General features: G+C 62.9%; 23 protein-coding genes. 7 read left to right on the top strand and 16 right to left on the bottom strand.

Features of this window, described 5'->3' with window-relative positions; all coding sequences use genetic code 11:
* Positions 1 to 65: 65 nt before the first annotated feature.
* From AC1D0Z_RS00400 to AC1D0Z_RS00385, 4 genes are all read right to left on the bottom strand, one after another.
* Positions 66 to 1,322 (bottom strand): thiolase family protein, encoded by a 1,257-nt coding sequence (locus AC1D0Z_RS00400; protein WP_477656264.1) that lies wholly within the window; start codon positions 1,320 to 1,322, stop codon positions 66 to 68.
* 38 nt (positions 1,323 to 1,360) lie between these two features.
* Positions 1,361 to 3,220, bottom strand: a complete 1,860-nt coding sequence (locus tag AC1D0Z_RS00395; protein ID WP_477656263.1) for a feruloyl-CoA synthase — start codon at positions 3,218 to 3,220, stop codon at positions 1,361 to 1,363.
* 57 nt (positions 3,221 to 3,277) lie between these two features.
* On the bottom strand, positions 3,278 to 4,051 hold the full coding sequence (locus tag AC1D0Z_RS00390; protein WP_477656262.1) for a crotonase/enoyl-CoA hydratase family protein: 774 nt from the start codon (positions 4,049 to 4,051) through the stop codon (positions 3,278 to 3,280).
* A gap of 289 nt (positions 4,052 to 4,340) precedes the next feature.
* Entirely contained in the window at positions 4,341 to 5,132 is a 792-nt protein-coding gene (locus AC1D0Z_RS00385; RefSeq protein WP_477656261.1) for a phosphate/phosphite/phosphonate ABC transporter substrate-binding protein, read from the bottom strand.
* A 229-nt stretch (positions 5,133 to 5,361) separates the two neighbouring features.
* Between AC1D0Z_RS00385 and AC1D0Z_RS00380 the strand changes: the two genes are divergently transcribed.
* Positions 5,362 to 5,748 carry a hypothetical protein gene (locus AC1D0Z_RS00380; protein ID WP_477656260.1) on the top strand — a complete coding sequence of 129 codons (387 nt, stop codon included), beginning with the start codon at positions 5,362 to 5,364 and terminating at the stop codon, positions 5,746 to 5,748.
* 154 nt (positions 5,749 to 5,902) lie between these two features.
* On the opposite strand, the gene AC1D0Z_RS00375 is transcribed toward AC1D0Z_RS00380, so the two are convergent.
* Complete coding sequence (locus AC1D0Z_RS00375; RefSeq protein ID WP_477656259.1) at positions 5,903 to 6,364, bottom strand: hypothetical protein; 462 nt, start codon at positions 6,362 to 6,364, stop codon at positions 5,903 to 5,905.
* 40 nt (positions 6,365 to 6,404) lie between these two features.
* Positions 6,405 to 7,910 carry an ammonium transporter gene (locus AC1D0Z_RS00370; RefSeq protein WP_477656258.1) on the bottom strand — a complete coding sequence of 502 codons (1,506 nt, stop codon included), beginning with the start codon at positions 7,908 to 7,910 and terminating at the stop codon, positions 6,405 to 6,407.
* Positions 7,911 to 8,389: 479 nt separating this feature from the next.
* Here AC1D0Z_RS00370 and AC1D0Z_RS00365 point away from each other — a divergent pair, with 479 nt between their 5' ends.
* A complete protein-coding gene (locus tag AC1D0Z_RS00365) occupies positions 8,390 to 9,148 on the top strand; it encodes a sulfite exporter TauE/SafE family protein (RefSeq protein WP_477656257.1) in 759 nt (252 codons plus the stop codon).
* Between the two features lie 204 nt (positions 9,149 to 9,352).
* On the opposite strand, the gene mrdA is transcribed toward AC1D0Z_RS00365, so the two are convergent.
* From mrdA to AC1D0Z_RS00345, 4 genes are all read right to left on the bottom strand, one after another.
* Positions 9,353 to 11,431: a penicillin-binding protein 2 gene (gene mrdA, locus AC1D0Z_RS00360; RefSeq protein WP_477656256.1), complete on the bottom strand. Its 2,079-nt coding sequence runs from the start codon at positions 11,429 to 11,431 to the stop codon at positions 9,353 to 9,355.
* 168 nt (positions 11,432 to 11,599) lie between these two features.
* Entirely contained in the window at positions 11,600 to 12,118 is a 519-nt protein-coding gene (gene mreD / locus AC1D0Z_RS00355) for a rod shape-determining protein MreD (RefSeq protein ID WP_477656255.1), read from the bottom strand.
* 19 nt (positions 12,119 to 12,137) lie between these two features.
* Positions 12,138 to 13,058, bottom strand: a complete 921-nt coding sequence (mreC, locus tag AC1D0Z_RS00350; protein WP_477656254.1) for a rod shape-determining protein MreC — start codon at positions 13,056 to 13,058, stop codon at positions 12,138 to 12,140.
* Positions 13,059 to 13,116: 58 nt separating this feature from the next.
* The gene (locus tag AC1D0Z_RS00345; protein WP_477656253.1) at positions 13,117 to 14,160 is read right to left on the bottom strand and encodes a rod shape-determining protein; all 1,044 of its coding nucleotides are present in this window, start codon (positions 14,158 to 14,160) and stop codon (positions 13,117 to 13,119) included.
* Between the two features lie 281 nt (positions 14,161 to 14,441).
* Between AC1D0Z_RS00345 and gatC the strand changes: the two genes are divergently transcribed.
* Genes gatC through gatB form a run of 4 tightly spaced genes read left to right on the top strand, consistent with a single transcriptional unit; the run spans position 14,442 to position 18,197 of the window.
* Positions 14,442 to 14,741, top strand: a complete 300-nt coding sequence (gene gatC / locus AC1D0Z_RS00340) for an Asp-tRNA(Asn)/Glu-tRNA(Gln) amidotransferase subunit GatC (protein ID WP_477656252.1) — start codon at positions 14,442 to 14,444, stop codon at positions 14,739 to 14,741.
* Positions 14,742 to 14,746: 5 nt separating this feature from the next.
* Complete coding sequence (gene gatA, locus AC1D0Z_RS00335) at positions 14,747 to 16,273, top strand: Asp-tRNA(Asn)/Glu-tRNA(Gln) amidotransferase subunit GatA (protein ID WP_477656251.1); 1,527 nt, start codon at positions 14,747 to 14,749, stop codon at positions 16,271 to 16,273.
* Positions 16,273 to 16,758: a hypothetical protein gene (locus AC1D0Z_RS00330; protein ID WP_477656250.1), complete on the top strand. Its 486-nt coding sequence runs from the start codon at positions 16,273 to 16,275 to the stop codon at positions 16,756 to 16,758. Before gatA ends, AC1D0Z_RS00330 begins: the two co-directional genes overlap by 1 nt.
* A complete protein-coding gene (gene gatB, locus AC1D0Z_RS00325; RefSeq protein ID WP_477656249.1) occupies positions 16,755 to 18,197 on the top strand; it encodes an Asp-tRNA(Asn)/Glu-tRNA(Gln) amidotransferase subunit GatB in 1,443 nt (480 codons plus the stop codon). Before AC1D0Z_RS00330 ends, gatB begins: the two co-directional genes overlap by 4 nt.
* Before the next feature lie 113 nt (positions 18,198 to 18,310).
* On the opposite strand, the gene AC1D0Z_RS00320 is transcribed toward gatB, so the two are convergent.
* Entirely contained in the window at positions 18,311 to 18,979 is a 669-nt protein-coding gene (locus tag AC1D0Z_RS00320; RefSeq protein WP_477656248.1) for a DUF4124 domain-containing protein, read from the bottom strand.
* Between the two features lie 9 nt (positions 18,980 to 18,988).
* Positions 18,989 to 19,729: an orotate phosphoribosyltransferase gene (gene pyrE, locus AC1D0Z_RS00315; protein WP_477656247.1), complete on the bottom strand. Its 741-nt coding sequence runs from the start codon at positions 19,727 to 19,729 to the stop codon at positions 18,989 to 18,991.
* A gap of 11 nt (positions 19,730 to 19,740) precedes the next feature.
* Here pyrE and AC1D0Z_RS00310 point away from each other — a divergent pair, with 11 nt between their 5' ends.
* Positions 19,741 to 20,607: an exodeoxyribonuclease III gene (locus AC1D0Z_RS00310; RefSeq protein WP_477656246.1), complete on the top strand. Its 867-nt coding sequence runs from the start codon at positions 19,741 to 19,743 to the stop codon at positions 20,605 to 20,607.
* Between the two features lie 324 nt (positions 20,608 to 20,931).
* Here the strand turns inward: AC1D0Z_RS00310 and AC1D0Z_RS00305 are convergent, their stop codons facing one another.
* The 4 genes from AC1D0Z_RS00305 to AC1D0Z_RS00290 form a co-directional block, all read right to left on the bottom strand.
* On the bottom strand, positions 20,932 to 21,315 hold the full coding sequence (locus AC1D0Z_RS00305) for a response regulator (protein ID WP_477656245.1): 384 nt from the start codon (positions 21,313 to 21,315) through the stop codon (positions 20,932 to 20,934).
* Between the two features lie 3 nt (positions 21,316 to 21,318).
* Entirely contained in the window at positions 21,319 to 24,219 is a 2,901-nt protein-coding gene (locus AC1D0Z_RS00300; RefSeq protein ID WP_477656244.1) for a PAS domain S-box protein, read from the bottom strand.
* Between the two features lie 31 nt (positions 24,220 to 24,250).
* Complete coding sequence (locus AC1D0Z_RS00295) at positions 24,251 to 24,592, bottom strand: Hpt domain-containing protein (RefSeq protein WP_477656243.1); 342 nt, start codon at positions 24,590 to 24,592, stop codon at positions 24,251 to 24,253.
* 346 nt (positions 24,593 to 24,938) lie between these two features.
* The gene (locus AC1D0Z_RS00290; RefSeq protein WP_477656295.1) at positions 24,939 to 26,096 is read right to left on the bottom strand and encodes an HPP family protein; all 1,158 of its coding nucleotides are present in this window, start codon (positions 26,094 to 26,096) and stop codon (positions 24,939 to 24,941) included.
* Positions 26,097 to 26,110 lie beyond the last annotated feature (14 nt).

The following is a 26,110-nucleotide window of genomic DNA, read 5'->3' as shown; positions in this document are numbered from 1 at the left end:
AGATCTATTGCTATTATTTTTATAGCTGCTTGCGCTTGTCCATCAAGCGCTGCACCACTATTTACTCAAGAAATTTCGGCCCCTGGGTTTTCCAGCAGCAAGGCAATGCCCTGCCCGCCCCCCACGCATGCGGATGCAATGCCGTAACGCACACCCGCCCGCTGCATTTCACGCGCGACGGTGATCGTCAGGCGGACACCGGTCACTGCCAGCGGGTGGCCCATCGCGATGGCGCCGCCATTGACATTGAGCTTGCGCAGATCGAGGTTCAGTTCACGCGCCACTGCCAGTGTTTGCGCACCCTGGGCTTCGTTGATCTCGAAGCGGCCGATCTGGTCCAGCGTCAGGCCGCAGCGCGCCAGCAGCAGGCGAATCGCCGGCGCGGGGCCGATGCCCATGATTTCAGGCGGCACGCCCACCACTGCCGCGGCTACGACGCGCGCCAACGGCTTTTTGCCACGCGCCTTCACGTATTCGCCCGAGGCCACCACGGCCGCCGCGGCCGCATCGACCAGCGCGGCGCTGTTGCCGCCGGTTTGCACCCCGCCGGCGTGAACCACCCGTAGTTTGGCCAGCACCTCGACGGGCGACAGGCGTGCGTGGGTGTCCTGCGCGACTTCCGCGGTTTTGCCCTGCAGGCGTATGCCGCGCGTGGCATAGCCGGCGAGTTCAAATTCCTCCGTCACCACCGGCACAATTTCACCGGCGTGAAAACCCGCCTCGCGTGCCGCCACGGCTTTGGCGAACGAGCTGGAAGCAAATTCATCGACGGCCTCCCGCGTGATGCCGTATTTTTTTGCAAGGTTTTCCGCGGTCTGGATCATGTCGATGCCGGCGGCAGAGTCCTTCAGCGCCTCCCACATGAAGTCCTTGAAGCCGACCGGGGCGCCCAGTTTGAAACCCGTACGGTGCTCGAAGGCGGCGATCGGGTTGCGCGTCATGCTCTCGGCGCCGACGACCAGCGCCACGCTGGCAGCTCCGCTCTGGATCTGCTCACCCGCCTGGCGGAACAGCTCGAACCCGGTGCCGCAGATGCGCTGCACCATGATGGCCGGCACCTCCACAGGCACACCGGCGTAGAGGCCGATATGGCGCGGCAGCATGAACTGCTCAAAATCACCGGGCGCCATGTTGCCGGCCAGCACCGAATCGATATCGCTGCCATTGACACCGGAACGCCGGAGCACGGCGCGCGCGGCCTTGATGCCGAGGTCGGTAGGCGATATGTGGCCAATGGCGCCGCAGTAGTCGACCATGGGCGTGCGGATGCCGTCGAGCATCCAGACGTCTTCGAAGGCGGAGAAAAATCCTTTGGGTTGCATGGTGCCTGCGCGTTGGGTATGTGTTGGAGTCTTGAGTTTCAGGATGCGGCGGGTTTGACGATGGGGTGCGCCGTGTCATCGTGCAGGGCTACCACCAAAGCTTCACGGTGCGTCAGCACGGCGCGCTGGTTGATGGAGCCCTTGTCGGTAACTTCGCCCTTGTCGAACGAAGGCGGCTCATGCATCAGGTGCAGGCGCCGGATGCAGCTTGCGCTGCCGGTGGCGCCTTCTGCGAGCGTGTCCAGCACCGCCTGGAAATGCGCGACCACCTGCGGGCTTTCAACAGCCTGGCGCAGCGGCGCGTCAGCCGGCAGTCCGGCCAGCGTGCGCACCGCAGGTGTCGGGAAAACCAGCGCGCCCACTTCCTTGAGGTTGATGCCTGTGAGCACCACGTCCTGCACATAAGGTGCTCCCGCAGCGACGACTTTTGCGCGAAGCGGACCCACACTGACGAACGTGCCGGTGGCCAGCTTGAAGTCTTCGGCGATGCGCCCGTCGAACTTGAGCCCGAGGTGGATGTTGCTCTCATCAATCCATTTGACGGCGTCGCCGGTACAAAAGAAGCCCTCTTCATCAAAGGCCCCTGCGGTCTCCTGCGGCGCCCGCCAGTAGCCGGGGGTGATGTTGGGTCCCTTGTAGCGCACCTCGGTCTTGCCGTCGGTGTCTACCAGCTTGAGCTCCATGCCGGGGGCGGGCACGCCGAGGTCGCCGGCTTTCACATGGGGATGGGTCACGAAGATGGCAAACGGTCCGGACTCGGTCATGCCCAGGCCCGTGGCCATGACAATGCGCTCGCCCACTTCCTTTTCTTCAGACTCGTACAGGCTGTCCCACACCGGCTGGGCCAGCGCAGCGCCGGCATAAAAGAACATCTTCACGCGCGACAGCAGCTTGCGCCGAAGCTCTGCGTCCGTCTTCATGGCATGGGCGATCGCCTCAAAGCCGGTGGGCACATTGAAGTAAACCGTGGGGGCAATTTCGCGCAGGTTGCGCAGGGTTTCATGCATCAGCGCCGGGGTCGGCTTGCCGTCGTCGATGTAGAGCGTTCCGCCGTGGAACACCACCATGCCGAAATTGTGGTTGCCGCCGAAGGTGTGGTTCCAGGGGAGCCAGTCGACCAGCACCGGCGGCTCGTCCTGCAGCACCGGCATTGATTGCGCCATCTGCTGCTGGTTGGCACACCACATGCGCTGGGTGTTGATCACCGCTTTGGGCATCTTGGTGGAGCCGCTGGTGAACAGGAATTTCACGATCGTGTCCGGCCCCGTGGCCTGCATGGCGCGGTCTACAGCTTCTGTCGCCGGCGTGGCGGCCAGTTCGGCGAACGCTGTGGTGGCGCGTCCTTCGACTTGCCCTGCGGCCAGCACCACCTCGACACCCTCGCCAACGGCGGCGTTGATGGCCCTGGCGTAGCGTGCGCCGTCGGCCGCAAACACCAGGCCCGGCGTCACGGTCTTGAGCACGTGGCGCAGCTTGTCGTAGTCCTGGCTGACCAGGCTATAGGGCGGCGACGTCGGTACAAAGGGCACGCCGGCCAGCATGCAGCCCAGCGCCAGTAGCGCATGCTCCAGGTCGTTCTCCGACAGGATGACCACCGGGCGCTCGGTGCTCAGGCGCCGGTCAATCAGCCCCTGCGCGATGTTGCGGGCCGATGCCCAGGCTTCGCCATAGGTCACATGCCGCCAGTCGCCTGTTTTGCCATCAGCCAGCTTTTCGCGCCGCGCCATGAAGCTGCGGCCCGGGACCGTCTGCGCCCAGTGCTGCAGGCGGTCGGTGAGCCGGGTCGGGTAGGCCTGCAGGGCCTGGTCTGCGCGCAGATAGCGCACGCCAGGCGCGCCGTCGCGCAAGACCACACGGGTCACGCCAAAGGCCATGGGACGAAATTTCGGGGCGCTCATGGTTGTCTCTTCTGTCTTTTTTCTCGATATCGTTTGCCGCCTGCCCGCCTGGATTGATCAGGTTTTCTGGACCTTGCGGGCCTTGCCGTCCAGGAAGTCCTTCACGCGACGCTTGGCCTCCGGCGCGCTTTGCGCCACGGCCGCCATCAGGGCCTCCGTGAAGAAACCCTGGTCGGCCGGTTGCTCGGCAATGCGGGGCAATGCATGCATGAGGGCGTAGTTGGTCAGGGGTGCGTTTTCTGCCACGCGAGTGGCCAGCTCAAGCGCCTTGTTGAAGGCCTGCCCTTCGGGCACCAGGTATTGGGCGAAGCCGATGCGCTCACCGTCCACCGCGTCATAGACCCGGCCGGTCAGCATCATGTCGGTCATCCGTGCGGCGCCTATCAGCCGCGGAATGCGCACCGCACCGCCGCCGCCGACAAAGATGCCGCGGGAACCTTCGGGCAATGCGTAGAACGCGCTTTCGTCAGCCACGCGGATATGGCAGGCGCTTGCCAGTTCCAGGCCGCCGCCGACCACCGCGCCGTGCAGCGCTGCAATCACGGGCACCGGGCCAAACTGCACCCGCTCCAGCGCGGCATGCCACATGCGCGAATGGTGCAGGCCCTGGCTGGCGTCGCGCTCCTTGAGTTCGCTGAGGTCAAGGCCGGCGCAGAAATGGTCGCCCTCGCCGCAAAGCACGGCGGCTCTTGTTTCAGAAGGAAGGTTTTCGAACAGGTTCCGCAATGCCAGGATCAAGGCGTCACCCAGGGCGTTGCGTTTGGCAGGGCGCGCCAGACGGACTACGGCGACATTGCCGTGCATTTCGAGATGAAGGTATTTTGGGGTCATGTGAGTAGATTTCTGGAAGCCAATTATGGTTATGAATAATAACTATTACAACGCGATAATGCCTCTTTTTTCTAGTGAAAACCCTAGGGCGTTCGAGGCATACGGATGCGGCGGATCAACCGGCCAGCAAACCAACGCGCAGGAAGGAGCCCCATGAAGTGCGATCCTCACGCGGGCAGACGATTCGGCACACCGCGCGGGGACAGCCGAGGCCTGCGGTCAGTCAGTGGCGGCGCATGGGCGAGCCTGCCGCCACTGCAGCCGGCAGGATCTCAGGCAAAGGCCCCGCTCAGATATTGAGCCACTTCAGCAGCTCGCGCATGCGGGCTTCCGACGTGGTGTCGAATTGCTCAATGCCGATGCGCTTGAGCACATCCTTGCCCGCATCGGTGGCGGGTAGGGCCTGCAGTTCCTCCTGGATGGCCTTGAGCTGCTCGGGCTTGACGCGTTTATGGGCGACCAGCGGAAAGTAAGGTTGCGCCACGCTCTTGTGCAGGATGCGCCCGCCGTCTTTTTCCCATTTTTTGCCGATGCCCGAGTAGGAGGCGACACCGCCCACGTCGGCGAATTTGTTGTCGAGATAAAAGCCGACGGCCGCCTGCTCGCGCACGAACTGCACGTTTTCCTTCTCCACCAGGATGCCTTTGTCCCTCAGCTCTGCGGCGCAGAAGCGCGACATGTAGGCGATCTGCTCCGGCAGCGCAATCCGCTTGCCCTTGACGTCGTCGATGGTCTTGAGGGCCGAGCCCTTGGGCGCAATGATGAAACACTGCCCGTCGGGCTTGGTGCTGGCGATGTAGCTGTAGCCGTAATCGCGCATGCCGCGCGCGGGGTAGTCGCTCGGGCGAGCCATCACCAGGTCGAAGCGGCCAGTCTGCATGCCCTCTTCCAGCTGCTTGAACTCGCGCGCAAACACCACACTCACCTTGGCCTTCATGGCCTTGCCGATCACTTCGGCCAGGCCCTGGTATTTGGCAATCACCTGGGCGTGGTCCAGGCCGCCCGAGCTTCCTTCGCTGATGCCCAGTATCAGCTGCTGTGCCTGCGCCTGGACCTGCGCCTGGGCATGTGCAGCGCCCATGCAAAACGTTCCGAACCACAACACCAAGGCCCCTGACATGCAATTCCACCGCATAAGTCCCTCCTTATATATAAAACCCTCGCATGCTACTGCGTGTGCCCGGCGCTGGCTAGCGCGATTTACGCCGGTCCGTTTTCCGGGCCGCCTTGATGCCGGAGAGCCAGCCGGCGTCGGGCGCCGATGACACAATGCCGACCAGGGCCGAAACAGCCTGCGTCGCATCGAAACCATGAAACACCTGACCACTCTTCCGATCGTCCTCCTGCTGGGCGCGCTGTCGGCCTGCGGCTCCGCGCAACGCGGCAGCCAGGACCCGCTGTCGATTGCGCGGGCGCCGGTGGCCACGGCCATCAACGACTACCAGCGCTGTGCCCAAGGCGCCTTGCAACGGTTGAAGGACAACCCGGAGCAGTCCGTATTTGTGCTCGCCGATACCGCGCTGTCAGCCTGCGAGGGCGGCCTTGAGCTGGTGCGGCGCAGCATCCTGGCGGACAACGCGGGCCACCCCTATGTGGCCGCCTTTGCGGAAGACGCCAGCGCCAACATCCGCCTGCGCACCCGCAACATCCTGGCGCACAGCCTGAACCGGGCCCGGGAAGCGCAGCCGGCGAAATAAACCTGCTGGGCTGGCCCGCCCACCGCAGGCCCTTCACAAAGCGCGGCGCATTCGGGGCAAGAACACCGCAGAACCGGCTTTGCCGGGCCGCAGGTGTTGCCACCCTGAGGGGGGTTCCGGCTACACGCAGTGCGCCGAGACAGGGGGCTACCAATTACCGCAGGCCCTTCACATAGCGCGGCGCGTTCGGGTCGCGATGGCGGCGCTCCCGCGGCGACTCGCCCTCGCCAAAGATGGCGCCGAATGTCGACTCGATAAAGCCTGATTCAGGATAGACCTCTTCCTCGGTATCGATGGACCGCGCACTCTGGCGGTCGGGCACGGGCGCCGGGGCAAGCACCGGCTGGCTGCGCTCTTTCACCGCCTCGGACACCAGCTGCACCAGCGGTACGCGGGCCTTGGGCTCGGGCGCGGCCATGATCTCTTCCAGCCGGTCAGCCCAGACCGCCAGGTCCACGTGACCGTCTTCGGCGGCTTTTTCGCGCGCAAAACGCGCTATTTCGGCGGCGTATTCGTGGTTGCCGGCCATCCATTCGGTGTCGGTGACGCGGCCGGTCTTGCGGCGCAGCAGCACATGCAGGTGGGCCGCGACGGCGATTTTTTCACTGGAGGGCATGATGCGCAGTCCTTGAAAGTAGGGTCCCGTTGTCTGTCAGTCAGGTACCGATGCGCTCGGCGTGCTGGGTGATGTCCAGGCCGTCGCTCTCTGCGGCCTCATTGACCCGCAGGCTGACGATCAGCGAGGTGATCCACAAGGCCAGCGCCGTCATGAACAGGCTGTAGAGCATGACCGCGCCGGCGCCGATCGCCTGGGTCATCACGTTGCCTTCGACGCCGGAGATGGCCTTGCTGGCAAAAACACCGGTCAGCAGCGAACCCACAATGCCGCCGACGCCGTGCACGCCGAAGACGTCCAGCGAATCGTCGGCGTTGAGCAGGCGCTTGAGGCCCGTGGCACCCCAATAGCAGGCCACACCAGCCACCAGGCCAAAGACCAGCGCGGCGCGCGGCGAGACAAAGCCCGCAGCCGGCGTGATGGCGACCAGCCCGGCCACCAGGCCCGAGCAAAGGCCCAGCAACGAGGGACGCCCGCGAACCAGCCACTCGGCCGCCATCCATGAGAGCGCGCCCGCGGCGGCCGCGATGTGCGTGACGGCCATCGCCAGCCCGGCGCGGCCGTCGGACGCCACGGCGGAGCCGGCGTTAAAGCCAAACCAGCCGACCCACAGCATGCCCGCACCGGCCATGGTCAGGCCAAGGTTGAAAGGCGTGAAGGGCTCGCGGCCATATCCGTGGCGCGGCCCGAGCACATAGGCACAGACCAGCCCGGCAATGCCGGCATTGATGTGCACGACCGAGCCGCCGGCGAAGTCCAGTGCGCCCATGCGCGCCAGCCAGCCGTTGGGCTCCCAGACCCAGTGGGCGATGGGCGCGTAGACGACAACGGTCCACAAGGACATGAATACCAGCATCGCGGAAAACCGCATGCGTTCCACAAACGAGCCGACCACCAGAGCGGCCGTGATGATGGCGAAGGTCAGCTGGAACATCGCATACACCGACTCGGGAATGTTGGGGGCGATATGGCTCACCGCCACCTTTTGCGCATCCTTCACATAGTCCAGCCCAGCAAACCAGAGGCGCTCGGGCCCGCCCACGTAGTGGCCGAGCGCACCTTTGCCGGGCGTGAAGGCAATGGAGTAGCCCACCGCAAACCAGAGCAGGCTGACGACAGCACAAATGGCGACGACGCACGACATGACGTTCAGCACGCTCTTCCTGCGCACCATGCCGCCATAAAAGAGTGCAATGCCGGGCAAGGTCATGAGCAGCACCAGGGCGGTGGATGTCATCATCCAGGCGGTGTCTGCGCCATTGAGGGTCTCTGCGCCGACCAGCCCCGGCTGGGTCAGCGGTGCGGGTGCGGGCGTCGAAGCAGGCACAAGAGGAAGCGCAACCGCAGGCGCGGAGGCAGCCACAGGAACAGGAGGGGGTGCGGGAACTGCAGCTGGCGGGACAGATGCGGCGTCCGGGGCGCTGGCAATCACGGCGGGCGGCGTGGCCGTAGGAGACACGGTGGCAGGTGCCGTGGTCTGCGACACGGCCTGCTGGCTTGCCAGGCCCGCGCATAAAAACATACCCAACGCCAGAAATCTGTTCATCCGCATACGGTGCCCGCCTGTTCAGTCAGCCAACAATTGGTAACAACAGGCATAAGTCATGCCAATACCACAGTAGCGCCTGTGATCAAAAATATGTACGGCAAAAGTGCTCAGGCGGGTGGATGTGGGCCCCAAAAACACCCGCAAAATCCGGTGACAGCCCAAAGTCCGGGGCCGGGAAACCCCCAATGCACTGTGACAGTGCGCCAGCTATATTGGATGACTTGCTGACGAGCCTAGCTGCTCGCAACGCGAGGAGCCGAGGAGACACGAGAGAGTCATTAAGAAGTAAACACGCAAAGCGGCATTCCACAAGAGATGCAGCTCTGCAAAAAGCGCCGGCAACCCCGGCGCTTTTTTTTGCCTCCACGCTGATGGGGTTTCCCATTCAAATCTCCTGAAATGCTTGCCCGGCGCGCGCACGCAGCTATTAATTTCATAGCAATTAGCCCATTCAGTGCGATGAGACAATCCGGGCCATGGAATTATTCATCGTCTCGTTGGCCTCCCTGCTCGCCGGTTTTGTGGACTCTATCGTCGGGGGCGGCGGGCTGATTCTGGTGCCGGCCCTGTTTGCGGTTTTTCCCACCACGCATCCGGCCACCCTGTTTGGGGTGAACAAGGGGGCCTCGGTCTGGGGCACGGCAGTGGCCACGGCCCAATATGCCCGCCGCGTGGAGCTTCGCTGGGCGGCGCTGTTGCCGGCAGCGGCCGCCGGGTTTGCCGGCTCGCTGGCGGGCGCCTGGCTGGTCACCGTCATCTCCCCGGGATTTTTGCGCAAGGCCCTGCCCTTTGTGCTGCTGGCCGTGCTGTTCTATACGCTGGCCAGGAAGGAGCTGGGCCGCCACCACACGCCCCGCTTCACCGGCCATGCCGAGACTGCGGCGACCTGCTGCATCGGTCTGGTGCTGGGGTTTTACGACGGTTTTTTCGGTCCGGGCACCGGCAGCTTTTTTGTGTTCCTGTTTGTGCGCTGGCTCGGCTACGACTTCCTGAACGCATCGGCTTCGGCCAAGCTGCTCAACACCGCCACCAACCTCGCAGCCCTGGCGCTCTTTGCCTATAAAGGCCATGTCTGGTGGCATTTCGCCCTCACGATGGCGGTGGCCAACGTGGCGGGCAGCCTGCTGGGGACCCGGCTGGCCCTCAAGCATGGGGCCGGGTTTGTGCGCGGGGTGTTTATCGCCGTGGTCAGTGCCCTGATCCTGAAAACCGGCTTTGACGCATTCATGCGCTGACGGCGCGCAGCCAGTTTGCTATTGATTTAATAGCTGCTTGCGCACGCCCTGTATGGGTTGGAGCCATTTTTTGCTGGAATCCGGCATCCACAGCCGCTTCTCGCCATTCACCGTCGTTCGCAAATTACCGGTCAATTTGGCATTCAGCCCAATGGTGGCGGTCGCAAGCAGCTATCAAATCGATAGCAACAACCAGCTGCCGGCTCAATCGGGATTGATACCCGCTGCCGCCATGGGTGGCGGGAGCTTGCTGAGCGCCTCCGCAATCGCCGCCGTCCTGGCTTTGGCGGCAGCGGCTGCCGCTGCGTTGGTAGGGCCTGGAGAAGCGCCTGCCGCGCCGGCCGACAGCAGGCCGGCCATGTCGGCGGCCTGGCGCGGCTTGCCGATGGGCGCTGCCGCCAGCCCCTTCTGCACCGCCACCATGTCTTCTTCGCTCGGGTACTGGCCCAGCAGCACATAGTCAAAAACACGCCGTGCAATCGGCGCCGCCACGCCGGCGCCCCAGCCGGCGTTTTCCACGATCACCGCCAGCGCAATCTTGGGGTCTTCCGCCGGCGCAAACGCCATGTACACGGCGTGGTCGCGCTGGTATTCCTCCATCTTGCTGCTGTTGTACTTGTCTTTCTGGCCGATGGTGACCGCCTGGGCCGTGCCGGTTTTGCCGCCGCTCAGGTACCCGGCCCCGGCAAACACCCGGGCCGAAGTGCCTTCCTGGGTGACGCCGACCAGGGCCTTGCGCACGATCGCGATGTTTTCAGGCTTGTAGCCCAGGTTTTCCGGCGCATCGGCCGGCAGCGGGTGCATCACGCGCGTCACCGGGTCCTGGGTGCCGATCACCAGCCGCGGCCGGTGCTTGACGCCGTTGTTGGCCAGCACGGCGGTGGCCTGCGCCAGCTGCAGCATGGTGAAGGTGTTATAGCCCTGCCCGATTCCCAGCGAGATGGTTTCACCGGGGTACCACTTCTGGTGTTCCGGCCTTTTATAGGCTTTGCGTTTCCAGGCCTGGCTGGGCAGCACGCCCGTGACTTCGCCGGCGATGTCGATGCCGGTGATCTGCCCGAAACCCAGCGGCTGCATGAAGTCATGCATGGCGTCCACGCCCATCTCGTTGGCCAGCGAATAAAAGTACACATTGCTCGACTTCACGATGGCGCGGTACATGTCCACCGCACCCAGCGCAATGTCGCCGTGGCTGCGGAACACGTGGCCGCCAAAGCTCCAGGAGGCGTTGTCGTTGACGATGAAACTGGCCGAGCGCTTTCCGGTTTCCAGCGCCGCCATGGCCATGAAGGGCTTGTAGGTGGAGCCCGGCGGGTAGGTGCCGCGCAGCGCGCGGTTCAGCAGCGGCTTGTCCAGCGAGTCACGCAGGTACTGCCAGCTTTCTGTGTCGATGCCGTCCACGAAGAGGTTAGGGTCGAACGTCGGTTTGCTGACAAACGCCAGCACGTCGCCGGTCTTCGGGTCCATCGCGACCAGCGCGCCGCGCCGGTCGCCGAACATGTCCTCCACCAGCTTTTGCAGGCGGATGTCCAGCGACAGCATGACGGTGTTGCCGGGTGTGGCCGGGTTGCTGGCGAGCTTGCGCATGGCGCGGCCGCCCGCTGAGGTCTCGACCTGCTCAACACCGGTCGTGCCGTGCAGCTGCTGCTCAAAACTCTGCTCGACACCGAGCTTGCCGATGTAGTCGGTACCGCGGTAGTTGCCTTCGTCTTCGCTGCCTTCAATGACTTCTTTTTCTGCCTGGTTGATGCGGCCGATGTAGCCCACCACGTGGCTGCCCAGCTCACCGTACGGGTAACTGCGAAAAAGCCGGGCCTTGATGTCTACGCCCGGGAACCGGAAACGCTGCGCCGCAAAGCGGGCGACTTCCTCGTCCGTCAGGCGGGTGCGTATGGGCAGCGATTCAAAATTTTTGGACTCTTCACGCAACCGCTTGAAGCGCCGCTTGTCGCGCACCTGGATGTCGACCACCTTTTCCAGCGCGGCAATGGTTTCGTCCAGGTTGGCGACCTTGGAAGGCGTGATCTCCAGCGTGTAGGCTGAGTAGTTGGTGGCCAGCACGACCCCGTTACGGTCCAGGATCAAGCCCCGGTTGGGCACGATAGGCACGATGGCCGTCCGGTTGCTTTCGGCCTGCTCGTTCAGGTCGGCATGGCGGTATACCTGCAAATACACCAGCCGCACCGCCAGCAAGCCAAACGCACACAGCACCGCAAAGCTGGCCACCAGCACCCGCGCGCGAAAACGCGACAGGTCGGCTTCAACATTCCTCAACTCAGTCATGGTGGTCCGACTCTATAACCGATAGAAAGTGCCCACAACAAGGAGGCGATGCGAAGCGAGCCGAAAAAGGCCAGTCCGAGCCGCGGAACTGGCTTTGCCAGGCCGCAGGCGGGGCGGCCCCCTCGGGGGGCAGGGAACACACGAAGTGAGTGACCGTGGGGGCCATATCTACAATGGTCGGTTCTGGTCGGGATCGGGTGCACGGCGCTGCGGCACCAGCAGCAGCACGCTCACCACCGGCCACAGAACGGCCTCGATCAGCGGCGCCAGCAGCATGATCCAGCCCGGAAAAATGCCGCCCCCGATCATGCGGATGACGAGCTCCACGCCATGCGCCACCGCAAACAGCGGCAGCACCTGCACAGCCTGCGACGGCACGGTGAACCAGAGCAGGCGGCGATGGATCATCGTCGCAAAAAAGCTCAGCGCCGTGTACGACAGCGCATGTTGGCCCAGCAGCGAGGACTGGTGCACGTCCATGCCCAGGCCGAACATGAAAGCCACACCAATGCCGACCCGCAGCGGCTGGTGTACGTTCCAGAACACCAGCACCAGGGCCAGGAAGTCGGGCATCCAGGGCACGCGGCCCAGGGGCAACATGTCCAGCAGCAACGCCGCGATCAGGCTGCACCAGATGAAGACGGGGTTGGCGGGCAGCAGCAGCTGCTGGCCTGATCGCATGATCATGTCGTCACTCCCTGCATGATCATTTCGAAGCCCCTTTCTTCTTGGGTGCGGGCTCGGGTGCGTCGTCAGGCCGCGGCGGGATCTGGCCGGTGCCGGGCTTGACAACGATGACATGCCGCGCGCCCGTCACGAGCGCCTGCGGTGTGCAGAAAATCTTGGCGAAGGCCGACTCCGCGCGGCGCTCGATGCGGCTGATCTTGGCTACCGGCAGGCCCGCCGGGTAGACGCCGTCAACGCCGCTGGTGGTGAGCAGGTCGCCTTGCTGCACATCTGAATTGCTGCCCATGAAGCGCAGCTCCAGGCCGCTGCCGGAAACGGTCGGGTCGCCATAGGCCACGCTGCGCGCGCCGGTGCGCACATTGAGCACGGGAATGGCCAGGTCGCGGTCGACCAGCAAGGTCACCTCACTGACCAGCGGATGCACGCGGGTAACCTGGCCCAGCACGCCCGACTCGTCGAGCACCGGCGAGCCCAGGTCAACGCCTTGCGCCATGCCTTTGTCGATGATGACTTTGCGGGTGTAAGGGTCTGCCGCGTCGTAAAGCACTTCGGCCGCCATCACCGGCGTGCCGAGCTGCTCGCGCAGGCCCATGAGCTTGCGCAGGCGGTTGTTCTCCTGCGTTAGCTGCTCGACCTGACCGGCGCGCAGCGACTGCAGTGCGAGCTTGCGGCTGGCGTCCTCGCTGCTGTTTTTTGCATCGTTCAGGGTGGTGAAATATTCACCGCTGCTTTTGACGGCGCGCACCGGTTGCAGCGCCAGCCATTGCACTGGATAGAGCGCAGTAGCCAGCGCGGCGCGCACCGGCTGGGTGATGCGAAAACGCGTGTCGGCCACCATCAGGAACAGCGACAACGCGCTGAAAAACACCAGCTTGGACAATGCCGACGGCCCCTGCTTGAAAAAGGGCGGCGGGGATCTGTCGAGGGTTCCTAAAGGCATGGTTCGCTGTCAGGCTGGCCCCGCTTCATGCCCGGCGTGCAGCATGAAGTGAAGACGCTTATTCCGAGGTGAAGATGGAACCCAGGCGGTCCATGGGCTCCAGCGCAATGCCACAGCCGCGCACCACACAGGTCAGCGGGTCTTCGGCCACCAGCACCGGCAGGCCGGTTTCTTCGGCCAGCAGGCGGTCCAGGTCGCGGAGCAAGGCGCCGCCGCCGGTCAGCATCATGCCGCGCTCGGCAATGTCGGCGCCCAGTTCGGGTGGCGTCTGCTCGAGCGCGTTCTTGACGGCACTGACGATGTTGTTGAGCGGGTCGGTCAGGGCTTCCAGGATTTCATTGCTGGAGATCGTGAAGCTGCGCGGCACGCCTTCGGACAGGTTGCGGCCCTTGACTTCCATTTCCTTGACTTCGGAGCCCGGAAAGGCCGAACCGATGCTTTTCTTGATGGCCTCGGCGGTTGGCTCGCCGATCAGCATGCCGTAGTTGCGGCGGATGTAGTTGATGATGGCTTCGTCGAAGCGGTCGCCGCCGACACGCACGCTGCCTTTGTAGACCATGCCGCCCAGCGAAATGACGCCGACTTCGGTGGTGCCGCCGCCGATGTCGACCACCATGGACCCGCTGGCTTCCGAGACCGGCAGGCCGGCGCCGATGGCCGCGGCCATGGGCTCTTCAATCAGGTACACATCGCTGGCGCCGGCGCCGAGCGCGCTTTCGCGGATGGCGCGGCGCTCCACCTGGGTGGAACCGCAAGGCACGCAAATGATGATGCGCGGGCTGGGTTTGAGCAGGCTGCGCGGATGCACCATTTTGATGAACTGCTTGAGCATCTGCTCGGTCACGGTGAAGTCGGCAATCACGCCGTCTTTCATGGGCCGGATGGCTTCGATGTTGCCGGGAACCTTGCCCAGCATGGCCTTGGCTTCATGGCCTACGGCCTGGATGGTTTTTTTGCCCTGGGGGCCGCCTTCGTGGCGGATGGCGACCACAGAAGGCTCATCCAGCACAATACCGCGGTCGCGTACAAAAATCAGGGTGTTGGCGGTGCCAAGGTCGATGGCCAGGTCGGTGGAAAAATACCGACGGAATGCTTCAAACATATGCAGGGGTCCGGTTGGGGCATGAGCGCACTTCGTTGCTCCATCGCCTTTTTATTGATCAAGCAATTATGGGGAAGTTGGGCCAGAGGCGCTCTGAAATCTGCTTCTGGCACCTAAAAAGCGCCTAAAGCCCGCATCCAACCCTGATTTCACACCAAAGGCGGGATAATAACGCATCCCCTATAGATCAATAGCTTTAGCAGACCCGTTTTTTCAGCTTTACACCTCGTTTCAGCCCTTGTTTTCTGGTTTATTTTCTCCCGCCTTTCTTCTAACTTCCTATGGCATTGACACCCCAAGACATCGCCCGCGTCGCCAATCTCGCGCGGCTTGAACTGCGCCCCGACGAAACGGCACGCACCCTGAGCCAGATCAACGGTTTTTTCGCCCTGGTCGAGCAAATGGAAGCCGTCAATACCGACGGGGTGGAGCCCCTGGCCCACCCGGCCGCGGTGATTGGTGAAGTTGCACTGCGCCTGCGCGAAGACATCGCCAGCGAACCCAACCAGCGCGAAGCCAGCCAGGTGAGCGCCCCGGCCGTGGAGCGCGGCCTCTTTCTCGTGCCCAAGGTGATCGAATGAGCAGCATGACATCCGCTTCCGCTTCTTCCGACCTGCACGACCTGGGCGTTGCCCAGCTGGCCGCCAGGCTGGCCGCCCGCGAAGTCTCCAGCGTCGAGGTCACGCAGCATTTCCTGGCGCGCATCGCACAGGAAAACCTGGGTGCCTTCCTGGCCACCAACGCAGACGTATCGCTAGCCCAGGCCAAAGCCGCGGACGCGCGCCTGGCCGCTGGCGAGCGCACACCCTTGCTGGGCGTGCCGCTGGCGCACAAGGACGTCTTCGTCACACGCGATTTCCCCACGACGGCCGGCTCGAAAATGCTGGAGAACTACCGCAGTCCGTTTGACGCGACCGTGGTCGGCAGGCTGGGCGGCGGAAGTGACGGCCGGCAAGGCGCCGGCATGGTCACGCTGGGCAAACTCAACTGCGACGAGTTCGCCATGGGTTCCGGCAATGACAACAGTGCCTACAAGCCCGTGAAAAACCCCTGGGACCTCGAACGCATTCCGGGCGGCTCGTCCGGCGGCTCCGCGGCTGCTGTTGCCGCCCGCCTGGTGCCCGCCGCCACCGGCACCGACACCGGCGGTTCAATCCGCCAGCCTGCGTCGCTGACAGGCGTCACAGGCATCAAGCCCACCTACGGCCGCTGCTCGCGCTACGGCATGGTGGCGTTTGCCTCCAGCCTGGACCAGGCTGGCCCGATGGCGCGCAGCGCACTTGACTGCGCTTTGCTGTTGTCGGCCATGGTAGGGCCTGATCCTGACCGCGACTCGACGTCACTGGACCTGCCCGCCACCGACTACGCTACAGATTTGATAGCTGCTGGCGCACAGCCCGCGGGCGCAAAACCCCTGAAAGGCCTGCGAATCGGTCTGCCCACACAGTTCTTCGGCGCAGGCTGCGCGACTGACGTGCTGGCCGCCGTACGCGCCGCGCTGGCCGAATACGAGAAGCTGGGCGCCACATTGGTTGACGTGAGCCTGCCGCTCACTGAACTGTCCATCCCGGTGTACTACGTCATTGCGCCGGCCGAAGCCAGCAGCAACCTGAGCCGCTTTGACGGCGTGCGCTACGGACACCGCGCGGCGCATTACACCGACCTCAACGACATGTACAAAAAGTCGCGCAGCGAAGGCTTCGGCGACGAGGCGACGCGCCGCATCATGATCGGCACCTACGTGCTGTCGCACGGCTACTACGACGCCTACTACCTCAAGGCGCAGAAAATCCGCCGCCTGATCGCGCAGGATTTCCAGACAGCTTTCACGCAGTGCGACATCATTGCCGGACCGGTCTCGCCCACAGTAGCGTGGAAGATCGGCGAGAAATCCGATGACCCGGTGGCCAACTACCTCGCGGACATTTACACACTCTCGTCCAGCCTCGCCGGTCTGCCTGGCATGAGCGTGCCGGCAGGTTTTGGCGCGGGCGGCATGCCCGTGGGCCTGCAGCTGATCGGCAATTACTTCAAGGAAGCACAGCTGCTGGGCGCCGCGCACCAGTTTCAGTTGGTTACCGACTGGCACCAAAGAGCGCCAGGAGGACACTGATGCTTCGCCTTCGTTACGCCTTTGCCTGGATAGCGCTCTCCGTTTTCACCGGAAGCGTAGCGGCGCAGAACGCAGCACACGAAGCGCATATCCGTGCGTCGGCACACGCTGCCAAAGAACTTTTCTTCACATCTGGCGCACCTGCCCTTCAGAAAAGCATTGAGGCTTGTTATCTGGGAGCGGATCAAAAACCCAACATCGATGCGTTCATTCTGGAAGCCGAACGGTGCTTGGCCGAAGACAGTGTCGGACTCATCCTGTTTGTCTCCCACAAAAGAGGCATGGAGAAAATGGGCCGCTCCTTTGACGATCCGTTTCTGAACCCCGACGCCCACGCCCGCAGGRCGGCCAACTTCCTGAAGAACCGAAGCCTTCCCGCCGGAGAAGAGCGAAAGTTTTCCGACCGTGTATTTGCCATCTCCTACGATGAATTCCTGCGCTCTTCAAGCCCCGCCCCATCGCCCGTGAAGCCCGAAACGAAATGACAAAACTTATTCAAGGCTACGAAGTCGTCATCGGCTTCGAAACCCACACGCAGCTGACCACACAGTCGAAGATTTTCAGCCGCGCCTCTACCGCATTCGGCGCCGAGCCGAACACGCAGGCCTCTGCCGTGGACTTTGCCCTGCCCGGCGCGTTGCCGGTGATGAACAAGGGCGCGGTGCAACGGGCCATCGAGTTCGGCCTGGCCGTGAACGCGCACATCGCCGAACAAAGCGTGTTTGCCCGCAAAAATTACTTCTACCCCGACCTGCCCAAGGGCTACCAGATCAGCCAGTTTGAGATTCCGGTGGTGCAAGGCGGTGTGGTGGAATTTTTCCTGGAGGGCGAGAAGCGTTCGGTGCGGCTGGTACGCGCCCATCTGGAAGAAGATGCCGGCAAATCGCTGCACGAGGACTTCATCGGCATGAGCGGCATCGACCTGAACCGCGCCGGCACGCCCCTGCTCGAAATCGTGACCGAACCCGACATGCGTTCGTCCGCCGAGGCGGTGGCGTATGCGAAGGAACTGCACAAGATCGTCACCTGGATCGGCATTTGCGACGGCAACATGCAGGAAGGCAGCTTCCGCTGCGATGCCAACGTGTCGGTGCGCAAGCCCGGTGCCGAATTGGGTACGCGCCGCGAAATCAAGAACCTGAACAGCTTCAAGTTCATGCAGCAGGCCATTGACTACGAAGTTCGCTGGCAAATCGAGCAGATCGAAGACGGTCACGCCATCCAGCAGGCTACTGTGCTGTTTGATCCGGACACGGGCGAGACGCGCTCGATGCGCACCAAGGAAGACGCCGCGGACTATCGTTATTTCCCGGATCCGGACCTGCCGCCGCTGGTGATCGGCCGCGACTGGGTGGAGAAGACCCGCGCCGACATGTCAGAACTGCCGCGCGTGATGGCGGCGCGTTTTGTGGCCGACTACGCGCTGCCGGAATACGATGCCGGCCAGCTCACGCAAAGCAAGGCCACAGCGGCGTATTTCGAGGCGGTGGCGACCCTCAGCAAGCAACCCAAGCTGGCCAGCAACTGGGTCATGGGCGAGCTGTCGCGGCGCCTGAACAGCGAGGAGAAATCGATTGAGGCCTCCGCTGTCGATGCGCAGCAGCTGGCCGGCCTGATTGGCCGCATTGCCGATGGCACGATCTCCAACAATGCCGCCCGGCAGGTGTTTGATGCACTGTGGACCGGTGAAGGTAGCCATGTAGATGTCATCATCGAAGCCAGGGGTCTCAAGCAGATGAGCGACACCGGCGAGCTGGAAAAAATCATTGACGACGTGCTGGCGGCCAACGCGAAAAACGTCGAAGAGGTGCGTGCCGGCAATGCCAAGGCTTTCAATGCCCTGGTAGGCCAGGCCATGAAGGCCACCAAGGGCAAGGCCAATCCGGCCCAGGTGAATGAACTGCTCAGGAAGAAGCTGGGCTGACATGGCCCAGGTGGGCCTGCCGCGCGGCTGAAGTCCGGGATGGCCGGTTATTGAGCAGGGTGCTGCAGGTACCTTCAGGCGCTTTGGCCCGCACTTGAGCCACAGACAGCCGGCTAGTTTTTGTCGGCGGCTGCAACACCGCTGGCTCCAACAGCGGGCGCGCCGGCGATGGCCCACAATTGCTTGAGCTTGACCAGCTCTTCATCAAACCGCTGGTTGACGCGCCTCTTTTCCTGCTCCTGGTCTTGAATGAATTTCTTCTGCACCAGAACGCTGCTGTCGTTTTCCTCGATCCTGCGCTTCAGCGCAGGGGGCGCCTTGGCGGGGTCTTTTGCGTAAAACTCAAGCTCACTGTTGATGCTCTTGCGCTGCTCGGACAGTTCGACCGTTCTTTTGCTCGCCGCCTTGATGACCTCATCGATCTGGGCCAGCGCGGTCACGCGCTCCTGGTCGTGTACTGCACGACGCGGATACCGCAGCAACAGCGCGCGATCGCGCCGTTTTTCCTCTGCTTCGCGTGCACGCGCTTCTGCAGCGGCTTTCTCTTTCTCTTCCAGCGCCGCGCGCTCCTGCGCGGTCAGAGACGGGCCTACCTGGCGCTTGACCAGGCCAGACGGGCTCAGTTCCTGCTGCGTGCGGTCTATGCATTCAATGATCGGCCGGTCTGCCGTGATCTTGCGGCCCTTGCCGTCCACACAGGTGTAGATGTTCTGCGCTGAAACAGGGCCGGCCAGGCACATGAGTGAAATACAGGTGACCGTGAACGGGGTTCGCAGGAGCAATTCGAATCCTTAATTGACGCCGTATCGTTCCCGATAGGCCAGCACCGACTGGTAGTGCGCTTGCAGAGACAACGTTTCAGGAGCGCTTGCTGCCGACGTGCCCCCCTGCCTGGAGAGATACTGCAGCAAGTCGGTCAAGCGCGCAATCGCACAAACCTGCAAGCCCAACTGATTCGTAACATATTGCACAGCGCTGTGGTTCACATCCACACCGTTTTCGGTGGCCTTTTCCTGGCGGTCCAACGCCAGCGCCACCGCATGCGGAACGGCGCCGGCCGCCCGGATGATGGCGATGGACTCACGGGCCGCAGTGCCGGCTGACATCACGTCATCGATGATCAGCACACGGCCCTTGACCGGAGCGCCGACCAATGTGCCGCCTTCGCCGTGGTCTTTGGCCTCCTTGCGGTTGTAGGCAAACGGAAAATTGCGCCCCAGCCGCGCCAGCTCGACGGCTACCGCGGCAGCCAGCGGGATACCTTTATAGGCGGGGCCGAAAATCATGTCGAACTCAAGCCCGTTGCGCTTTTCTTCAGCCAGCAAGTGGCGCGCATAAAATTGCGCGAGCCGGCCCAGCTTGGCCCCGTCGTCGAACAGGCCGGCATTGAAAAAATAGGGACTCATGCGCCCGGCCTTGGTCTTGAATTGGCCGAAGCGCAGCACCCCCGATTCGACGGCAAACTGCACGAATTCCTGTGCCAACGCACCGTCCTTGTTGTCCTGATCGCCTTTTTCGCCTGCCGTGCTCATCTGAAAGTCCCATGTTTAAATTAACCAGCCTCAACCTCAACGGTATCCGCTCCGCAGCCAGCAAGGGATTGCTGGACTGGGTCGCACAATCCATGCCGGATTGTATTTGCGTGCAGGAGCTCAAGGCCCAGGCCGCCGACATGAGCGGCCGGTTCGAGGAAATCGCCGGCATGAAAGGCTATTTTCATTTCGCCGAGAAGAAAGGCTACTCCGGGGTGGGCGTGTACACCCGCCACGAACCCAGTGACGTCATCGTGGGTTACGGCTCCACCGAATTCGACGCAGAAGGGCGCTATGTGGAACTGCGCTTTGACAGGCCTGGGCGCAGGCAAAGCCCCAAGCTCTCCATCATCAGCTGCTATTTTCCGAGCGGCTCCTCAGGCGAAGAACGTCAGGCGGCCAAGTTCCGGTTTCTGGCCGAGTTCTACCCGCGCCTGGCGGCACTGAAGGAAACGCGCGACTTTGTGCTGTGCGGCGACATCAACATCGCGCACCAGGAGATCGACCTGAAAAACTTCAAAGGTAACAGGAAGAACAGCGGTTTCCTGCCCGAAGAACGTGCCTGGATGACTGAATTGCTGAGAGATGCAGAACTGGCCAACGAAGCCGCGCAGGAGCTGACAGAACGCACAGATCCGTCACTCAAGGGCGGCGGCATGGTCGACGTGTACCGCAAGCTTCAGCCCACAGCCACCGATGCGGCCTACACCTGGTGGAGCAACCGCGGCCAGGCCTACGCCAAAAACGTGGGATGGCGGCTGGACTATCACCTCGCTACCCCGGCGTTCGCCGCACTGGCACGCAGCGAACATATCTACAAGGAACAGCGTTTTTCGGATCACGCACCCATGAGCGTGGACTACGAGTTTGGACTTTGACCCCCGCCCAGGCTCACTGCGTGTAGCCTGTCCCCCCCTTCCAGGGGGCGGCGCCTGCGGTCTGGCAAAGCCAGTCCCGCGGCCCCTGATGGTGAATACCCCGCTGGTTAGTCCCTGAATTTTCCACCCAGCCGGGGCCGCGGATCCGGCTTTGCCGGGCCGCAGGCGCAGTCCCCTGCAAGGGGAAAAGGGCTGCACGCAGTGAGCCCGATAGGGGTGTGCCAATTTCTCGGCTTTGCCAGACCGCAGGCGGGCGGCCTCCTCGGGGGCAAGGAGTTACACGCCAGTGAACGACTGTGGGGGCTCTACTCCACCGTGGGGGCTCTACTGTGCTGCCCAGATGCGCTGTATCTGCGTTGACAGCTCCATCGGGTCAAACGGCTTGGGGATCACTTCCATGGCGCCGAGGCCCTTGTAAACGGCGACCTCGGCAGCCTGAACTTTCGCGGTCATGAAGATCACTGGTGTATCGGCCGTGGCCGGCAATGCGCGAAGGCCCTTGAGCGTGCTGGGTCCGTCCATGCCGGGCATCATGACATCCAGCAGCAGCAGGTCAGCCCCGGCAGCGGGCGCGGCATCCAGCGCTTCCTGGCCTGAGGCGCAGGCGATGACGGTGAAGCCGCCTACAGCTTCGAGCGCCATCTGCGCAACCATGCGGATGTCGGGCTCGTCTTCGACATACAGGATACGGGTCAGTGGTTTGGTCATGGATTAGCTCAGGGGTTGGGATTGGGTAGGGCCGGGGTCGCCGGGAATCTGGAGCACACGCTGGATTGTATTGAGCAGTTCGGTATTGGAGGTATGGGCCTTGACCAGCACCGCATCGGCCTGCTTGCCATCCGCCGGGTCCACGTCGCCGGCCGAAAAAACGATCACCGGCGGGCGTGGATCCAGAGCGTCGATATCCTCAAACAGGTCCCAGCCCGAATGGCTGCCGAGCGACAGGTCCAGCAGGATCAGGTCGAAAGAATGCTGGCGCAAAAGGGCACGCGCCCCGTCCAGGGTGGTGGCAAATTCGAAGTTCGCAAAATCCTGCGCGATGGCAGCCGTGATTTGCTGAATATCCTGGTCGTCTTCGACATGCAAAATGCGCGGCTTGCCTTCGTCCAGGCTGACGACGGCCCGGCGCAGGCTCTGAATGAGCTGCTGCTCGTCAATCGGCTTTTTCAGCCAGTCAGAAACCGTGTGCGGCTTGCGGTTGAATTGCAGCTGGCCCTGCTCAGCCATGGCCGAAATCACCACGACGGGCAAGTGACGAGTCCGTTCATCCTCACGCAGCAGGCCGATGAAGGCCACGCCGTTTTGACCGGGCAGTTTCAGGTCCACCGTCACCGCATCGTAGGTGTTGTTTTCCAGGCAAGCCATCGCCTGCTCGGCGCTATGGGTCATGTCGGAGTCAAAGCCTGCCTTGCCCAGCATCATGCTGATCAGCCTGGCCACATCGGGATCACCCTCGCAGATCAGGATCCGGGGCCGGGTAGAAACAGCCGGCTGCATCCGCACGGGTTGCAGCAGGGGCACGGGATTAGTCCATTCGGGCAGTTCAAAAAAGAAAGTAGTCCCCACGCCCGGGATGCTCTTAAAGCCGATCGTCCCGCCCATCTTCTCCACCAGCGCACGGGAAATATTAAGGCCAAGGCCGGTTCCACCTTTTTGCCGGGTGTCGGAAGAATCAGCCTGTGAGAATTTCTGGAATATGCGGCTGTGGAACTCCTCGGGGATGCCGGGGCCGACATCCACCACTTCAGCGCGCACCCGCTGTGCGGAGCGCGACAACCTGACCTCCACAGGGCTGCCCGGCGGCGAAAACTTGACCGAGTTGGACAAAAGATTGGTCAGCACCTGGGTCATGCGGTCAGCGTCAATCCGGACCTGAAGGACGTCATCGGGTGCCCGCATCACCAGCTCGACCCGGTGCTGGGTCGCAAAGCCTTCGTTGGCAATCAGCGCCTGCTGTACCAGTTGCCGCAAGTCCACGACCTGCAAGTCCAGGCGCAGTTTCCCGGATTCGATCTTTTCACTGTCCAGGATGTCGTTGATCAGGCGGATCAGGCGCTCGCAATTGCTTTGGGCAATGCCCACCAGGTTCTTCACTGCCGCGGGCAGTTCGCCGGCCACACCGCCGGAAATCAGCCCCAGGGAGCCGCGTATCGAGGTTAACGGCGTGCGCAGCTCGTGGCTCACGGTGGATACGAATTCGGTCTTCATGCGGTCAATACGCCTGAGCTCGGTGATGTCTGTCCCCATTGAAAAGAACCCGATGACCTTGTCTTTTGCAGTGCCTTCACCGTAGCGGGGGAAGTATTGCATCGCGAAATGCCTGCGCTCGCCTTCCGGCGTCACCTGGGTTCGTTCGTAGCGGACCGGCTTGCCGCCCAGCACTTCCTGCACTTTCTCCCGGACGGTTTCATAAATCTGCGGGCCCAGGACATCGACCAGGGGATGTCCGTCGATCTGCTCGAAGCTCAGGCCGAACGCGGCTTCGTAAGCGCGGTTATGAAAGCGAAAGCGCTGCTCCGTATCGAGGTAGGCAATCAGGGCTGGCACCGTATCGGTGACCTGGCGCAGTTGGGACTCGCTCGCCCGCAAGGCCTTGCTGATGCGCTTGCTCTCGGTAATGTCATGCATCAAGGCGGTGAAAAGGCGGCGGCCGCCGACCTGCACATCGCTGAAGGACACGCTCACCGATAACTCGCTGCCATCCTTGCGCATGGCGCGTACTTCCTGCCCGGATATCCGGAACGTCTCCGGCTGCTCCCGCATCATGGAAGTGAAATCCTTGTACTGCTGGCGAAACCTTGGCGGCACCAGCTCCGACACATCACGGCCGACCAGCTCGCTTTTCTCGTAACCAAAGAGCTGCAAAGCCGCCGCGTTGGCTTCCAGAACGATGTCGTCGGACGTGGTGGTGATCACACTCTCGACCATTCCCTCAGTGATGCTGCGGCTCATCACCTCACTGTCATGCAATTGAGCCTCCCCGCGCTCACGCATGTGCTCGTAATGCTTGACCACATAAGCCATCCAGGCCAACATGGCAAAGAACAGCAGGGTGCCGGTAACGATGAGGCTCTGCGCCCACGCGGCATCGCGTTCGGCCGCGGCTTGCGCAACTTCCCACACGCGCGCCTCGCGGTTGCGCGCGCGCTCCAGCAGCTCGTCCGTGCGCTGTCTCGAAAGCCGGCTTTCGGGCGCGCCGAGAATGGCGGCGCCCTGTGTCTGGCCGGCCTCCTTGCGCGCCGTGATTGTCTGCCGTGCAACCGCCGTGCGGCGCGCAATCAACTGCTCAAGTTCAGCCAGCTCAGGCATCCGGTTGGCGCTTCGCGCCTTGGCTGTCGTCACGGCCAGGTCGGCGAGCGCTTTTTCGAAATTCGCCTGGTCGGTTTCATCGCCACTCAGCAGATACTGCCTGAGGGAAGCCTCGGCATTCTTGATGCCCGATACCACCCGTTCCACCATCACCAGCGAATCCTCCGTGCGGACGCGCGACTGGGTGGTTTCAATCAGGCGGCTGATGGTGGTATACGAGGCCGCACCGACGACGGCCATCAGCACAAGGCCCGCAGCCAACCCGATTTTGATCTTGACCAGAAAAGCGTTGGAGGAAGACATCGGCACCTTCTACGATCTGGTCAAACTGATTTCAGGCAGCATCGGGAAAGCGCTGCTGCAAAGCTTTGACTGCCCGGCCGATTTCGGCCTGCGCCTGTGGTGAAAGCGGTTGCCCCGCGCTGACATGCGGCTCTATGGCCAGCTCCAGCGTCTGGGCCGCCAGGCCGAGGTCGGCCCAGCCGAAGGTTGCCGCTGACCCGGCCAGGCTATGCGCGTGGCGTTCCAGGGTTGGCAAGGCTTCCGCCAGATTCTCGCCGTTGAGGACTTGTTGCCATAGCGAGGCCAGCTGCTCCCGGCGGCGCGGCAAGGAGCGGGTGTAATCGGCGCGCTGCTCCTCCAGAAACGCGAGCAGGGCCGGGTTGGGTTGCGTCATGGCTTCCAGAGATGTAGCGCCATCCGCGCACTGTTTGATGCGGGGCCGCAGCGGGAGCCGGTGACCGGTCCCCATGCCGCTTTGGTACGCCAGCAGCCAGGGCATGCAGGTGGCCGCTGGTGAAAAAGAAAGCACATCGGCTTATCTTACGGTGCAGGGGCCAAAATGCAGCGTAGGACAAGTACGAGGTTCGGCCCTGATTTGCAATCCGCCCGGCGGCATGTTGTGAGCAAAGCACCTCCATCAGCGCTTCAGTAATTCTTACGCCGTGATTTACCGCGAAAAATCCCAAACATTCGTCTTAAATGAATACTTTTTCATTCGATTTTTGCGCCTACTTCAGGCATCAAGCCGAAGGGTCAGCAGCCCGGCCCAATGCGGCGATAACGTCTGACTGGGTAATAATTCCCACCAGCCGTTCTCCGTCCCCGATGATGGGAATGTGGTGATGGCCGGTGCTGGCGAACAGCGGAATCAGTTCCACCAGGCGGCGCTGCATCCCGGCCACCCGCACATTGCGAGTCATGATCTGGCCCACGACTTCAGGCTTGTCCGAGTACACACTGCGCGTCGTGCGCACCAGCTGCCTCAATTTGGCGTCAAAGCCTTCGTATAAATCAAGTTCCGCCGCCCGCATGAAGTCAGCCTGCGTGATGATGCCGGCGATGCGAAAGCTGCGGTCCACCACCGGCAAGGCCTTGATGCGGCGCTCCCTGAGCAAGGCCCAGGCCTCTTCCAGCGGCGTGCCGAATTCCACGGTGACAAGAGCGCGCGACATGACGTCGGCACAGCGGACTTCGGCGAGCTTGCGGTCGTAGGCGCGCAACCGGGTTTCGGCCAGCAGCGTCTTGAGGTCGTCACGGCTGACGTCCAGCACCTGGTTGTAGCGCGCCAGCACGGCGTCGAGATCTGCATCAAGCAACCGGTCTTCTGCGGACGGCGCCGGCCCTGGCGGCGCCAGTTGCGTGTGGGGATAAGCCCGCCGTGTGGCGTTGTTATAGGCAACACCCACGGCCACCAGCAACACCGAGTTGAGCATCACGGGATAAAAGGCAAACAGCGGCTCGGAGACGCCGCCAAGCACCATCATCAAGGCGGTGGCGCCCCCTGGCGGATGCAGGCAGCGCAGGGCGAGCATGAGCGCGATGGCAGTCCCTACCCCCAATGCAGCGGCAAGTTGCGCAGAGCCCAGCAGATGCATGCCGTGCACGCCCGCAATACCTGCCAGCGCCGACAGCGTGTTGCCTCCCACCACATTCCAGGGTTGCGCCATCGGGCTGGCCGGCACGGCATAGACCAGCACGGCGCTGGCGCCCAGCGGCGCCACCAGCCAGGGCAGGCCGGGAACCAGGCGGTTGCCCAGATGGCACAGCAACCCCGTCACGAAAATACCCAGCAGCGAGCCAACGACAATGCGCAGCCGCTCGCGTGAGTTGATGCGGGTACGCCCCGGCCGGAAGGCCCGCCACCAGGTGCGCGTGAAAAATGCGGCGCGCTGCGTCAAACCGGTCACCAAGG

This window comes from Polaromonas sp. P1_E3 (assembly GCF_056405935.1).
The sequence above is the reverse complement of the archived record's forward strand: the minus strand, read 5'-3'. Positions and strand labels throughout refer to the sequence as shown.

What these genes read in the sequence shown, in the direction of transcription:
- AC1D0Z_RS00400 (WP_477656264.1), bottom strand. Translation starts at nt 1,322, where the DNA reads ATGCAACCCAAAGGATTTTTCTCCGCCTTCGAAGACGTCTGGATGCTC.
- AC1D0Z_RS00395 (WP_477656263.1), bottom strand. Translation starts at nt 3,220, where the DNA reads ATGAGCGCCCCGAAATTTCGTCCCATGGCCTTTGGCGTGACCCGTGTG.
- AC1D0Z_RS00390 (WP_477656262.1), bottom strand. Translation starts at nt 4,051, where the DNA reads ATGACCCCAAAATACCTTCATCTCGAAATGCACGGCAATGTCGCCGTA.
- AC1D0Z_RS00385 (WP_477656261.1), bottom strand. Translation starts at nt 5,132, where the DNA reads ATGGGCGCTGCACATGCCCAGGCGCAGGTCCAGGCGCAGGCACAGCAG.
- AC1D0Z_RS00380 (WP_477656260.1), top strand. Translation starts at nt 5,362, where the DNA reads ATGAAACACCTGACCACTCTTCCGATCGTCCTCCTGCTGGGCGCGCTG.
- AC1D0Z_RS00375 (WP_477656259.1), bottom strand. Translation starts at nt 6,364, where the DNA reads ATGCCCTCCAGTGAAAAAATCGCCGTCGCGGCCCACCTGCATGTGCTG.
- AC1D0Z_RS00370 (WP_477656258.1), bottom strand. Translation starts at nt 7,910, where the DNA reads ATGAACAGATTTCTGGCGTTGGGTATGTTTTTATGCGCGGGCCTGGCA.
- AC1D0Z_RS00365 (WP_477656257.1), top strand. Translation starts at nt 8,390, where the DNA reads ATGGAATTATTCATCGTCTCGTTGGCCTCCCTGCTCGCCGGTTTTGTG.
- mrdA (WP_477656256.1), bottom strand. Translation starts at nt 11,431, where the DNA reads ATGACTGAGTTGAGGAATGTTGAAGCCGACCTGTCGCGTTTTCGCGCG.
- mreD (WP_477656255.1), bottom strand. Translation starts at nt 12,118, where the DNA reads ATGATCATGCGATCAGGCCAGCAGCTGCTGCTGCCCGCCAACCCCGTC.
- mreC (WP_477656254.1), bottom strand. Translation starts at nt 13,058, where the DNA reads ATGCCTTTAGGAACCCTCGACAGATCCCCGCCGCCCTTTTTCAAGCAG.
- AC1D0Z_RS00345 (WP_477656253.1), bottom strand. Translation starts at nt 14,160, where the DNA reads ATGTTTGAAGCATTCCGTCGGTATTTTTCCACCGACCTGGCCATCGAC.
- gatC (WP_477656252.1), top strand. Translation starts at nt 14,442, where the DNA reads ATGGCATTGACACCCCAAGACATCGCCCGCGTCGCCAATCTCGCGCGG.
- gatA (WP_477656251.1), top strand. Translation starts at nt 14,747, where the DNA reads ATGACATCCGCTTCCGCTTCTTCCGACCTGCACGACCTGGGCGTTGCC.
- gatB (WP_477656249.1), top strand. Translation starts at nt 16,755, where the DNA reads ATGACAAAACTTATTCAAGGCTACGAAGTCGTCATCGGCTTCGAAACC.
- pyrE (WP_477656247.1), bottom strand. Translation starts at nt 19,729, where the DNA reads ATGAGCACGGCAGGCGAAAAAGGCGATCAGGACAACAAGGACGGTGCG.
- AC1D0Z_RS00310 (WP_477656246.1), top strand. Translation starts at nt 19,741, where the DNA reads ATGTTTAAATTAACCAGCCTCAACCTCAACGGTATCCGCTCCGCAGCC.
- AC1D0Z_RS00305 (WP_477656245.1), bottom strand. Translation starts at nt 21,315, where the DNA reads ATGACCAAACCACTGACCCGTATCCTGTATGTCGAAGACGAGCCCGAC.
- AC1D0Z_RS00300 (WP_477656244.1), bottom strand. Translation starts at nt 24,219, where the DNA reads ATGTCTTCCTCCAACGCTTTTCTGGTCAAGATCAAAATCGGGTTGGCT.
- AC1D0Z_RS00295 (WP_477656243.1), bottom strand. Translation starts at nt 24,592, where the DNA reads ATGACGCAACCCAACCCGGCCCTGCTCGCGTTTCTGGAGGAGCAGCGC.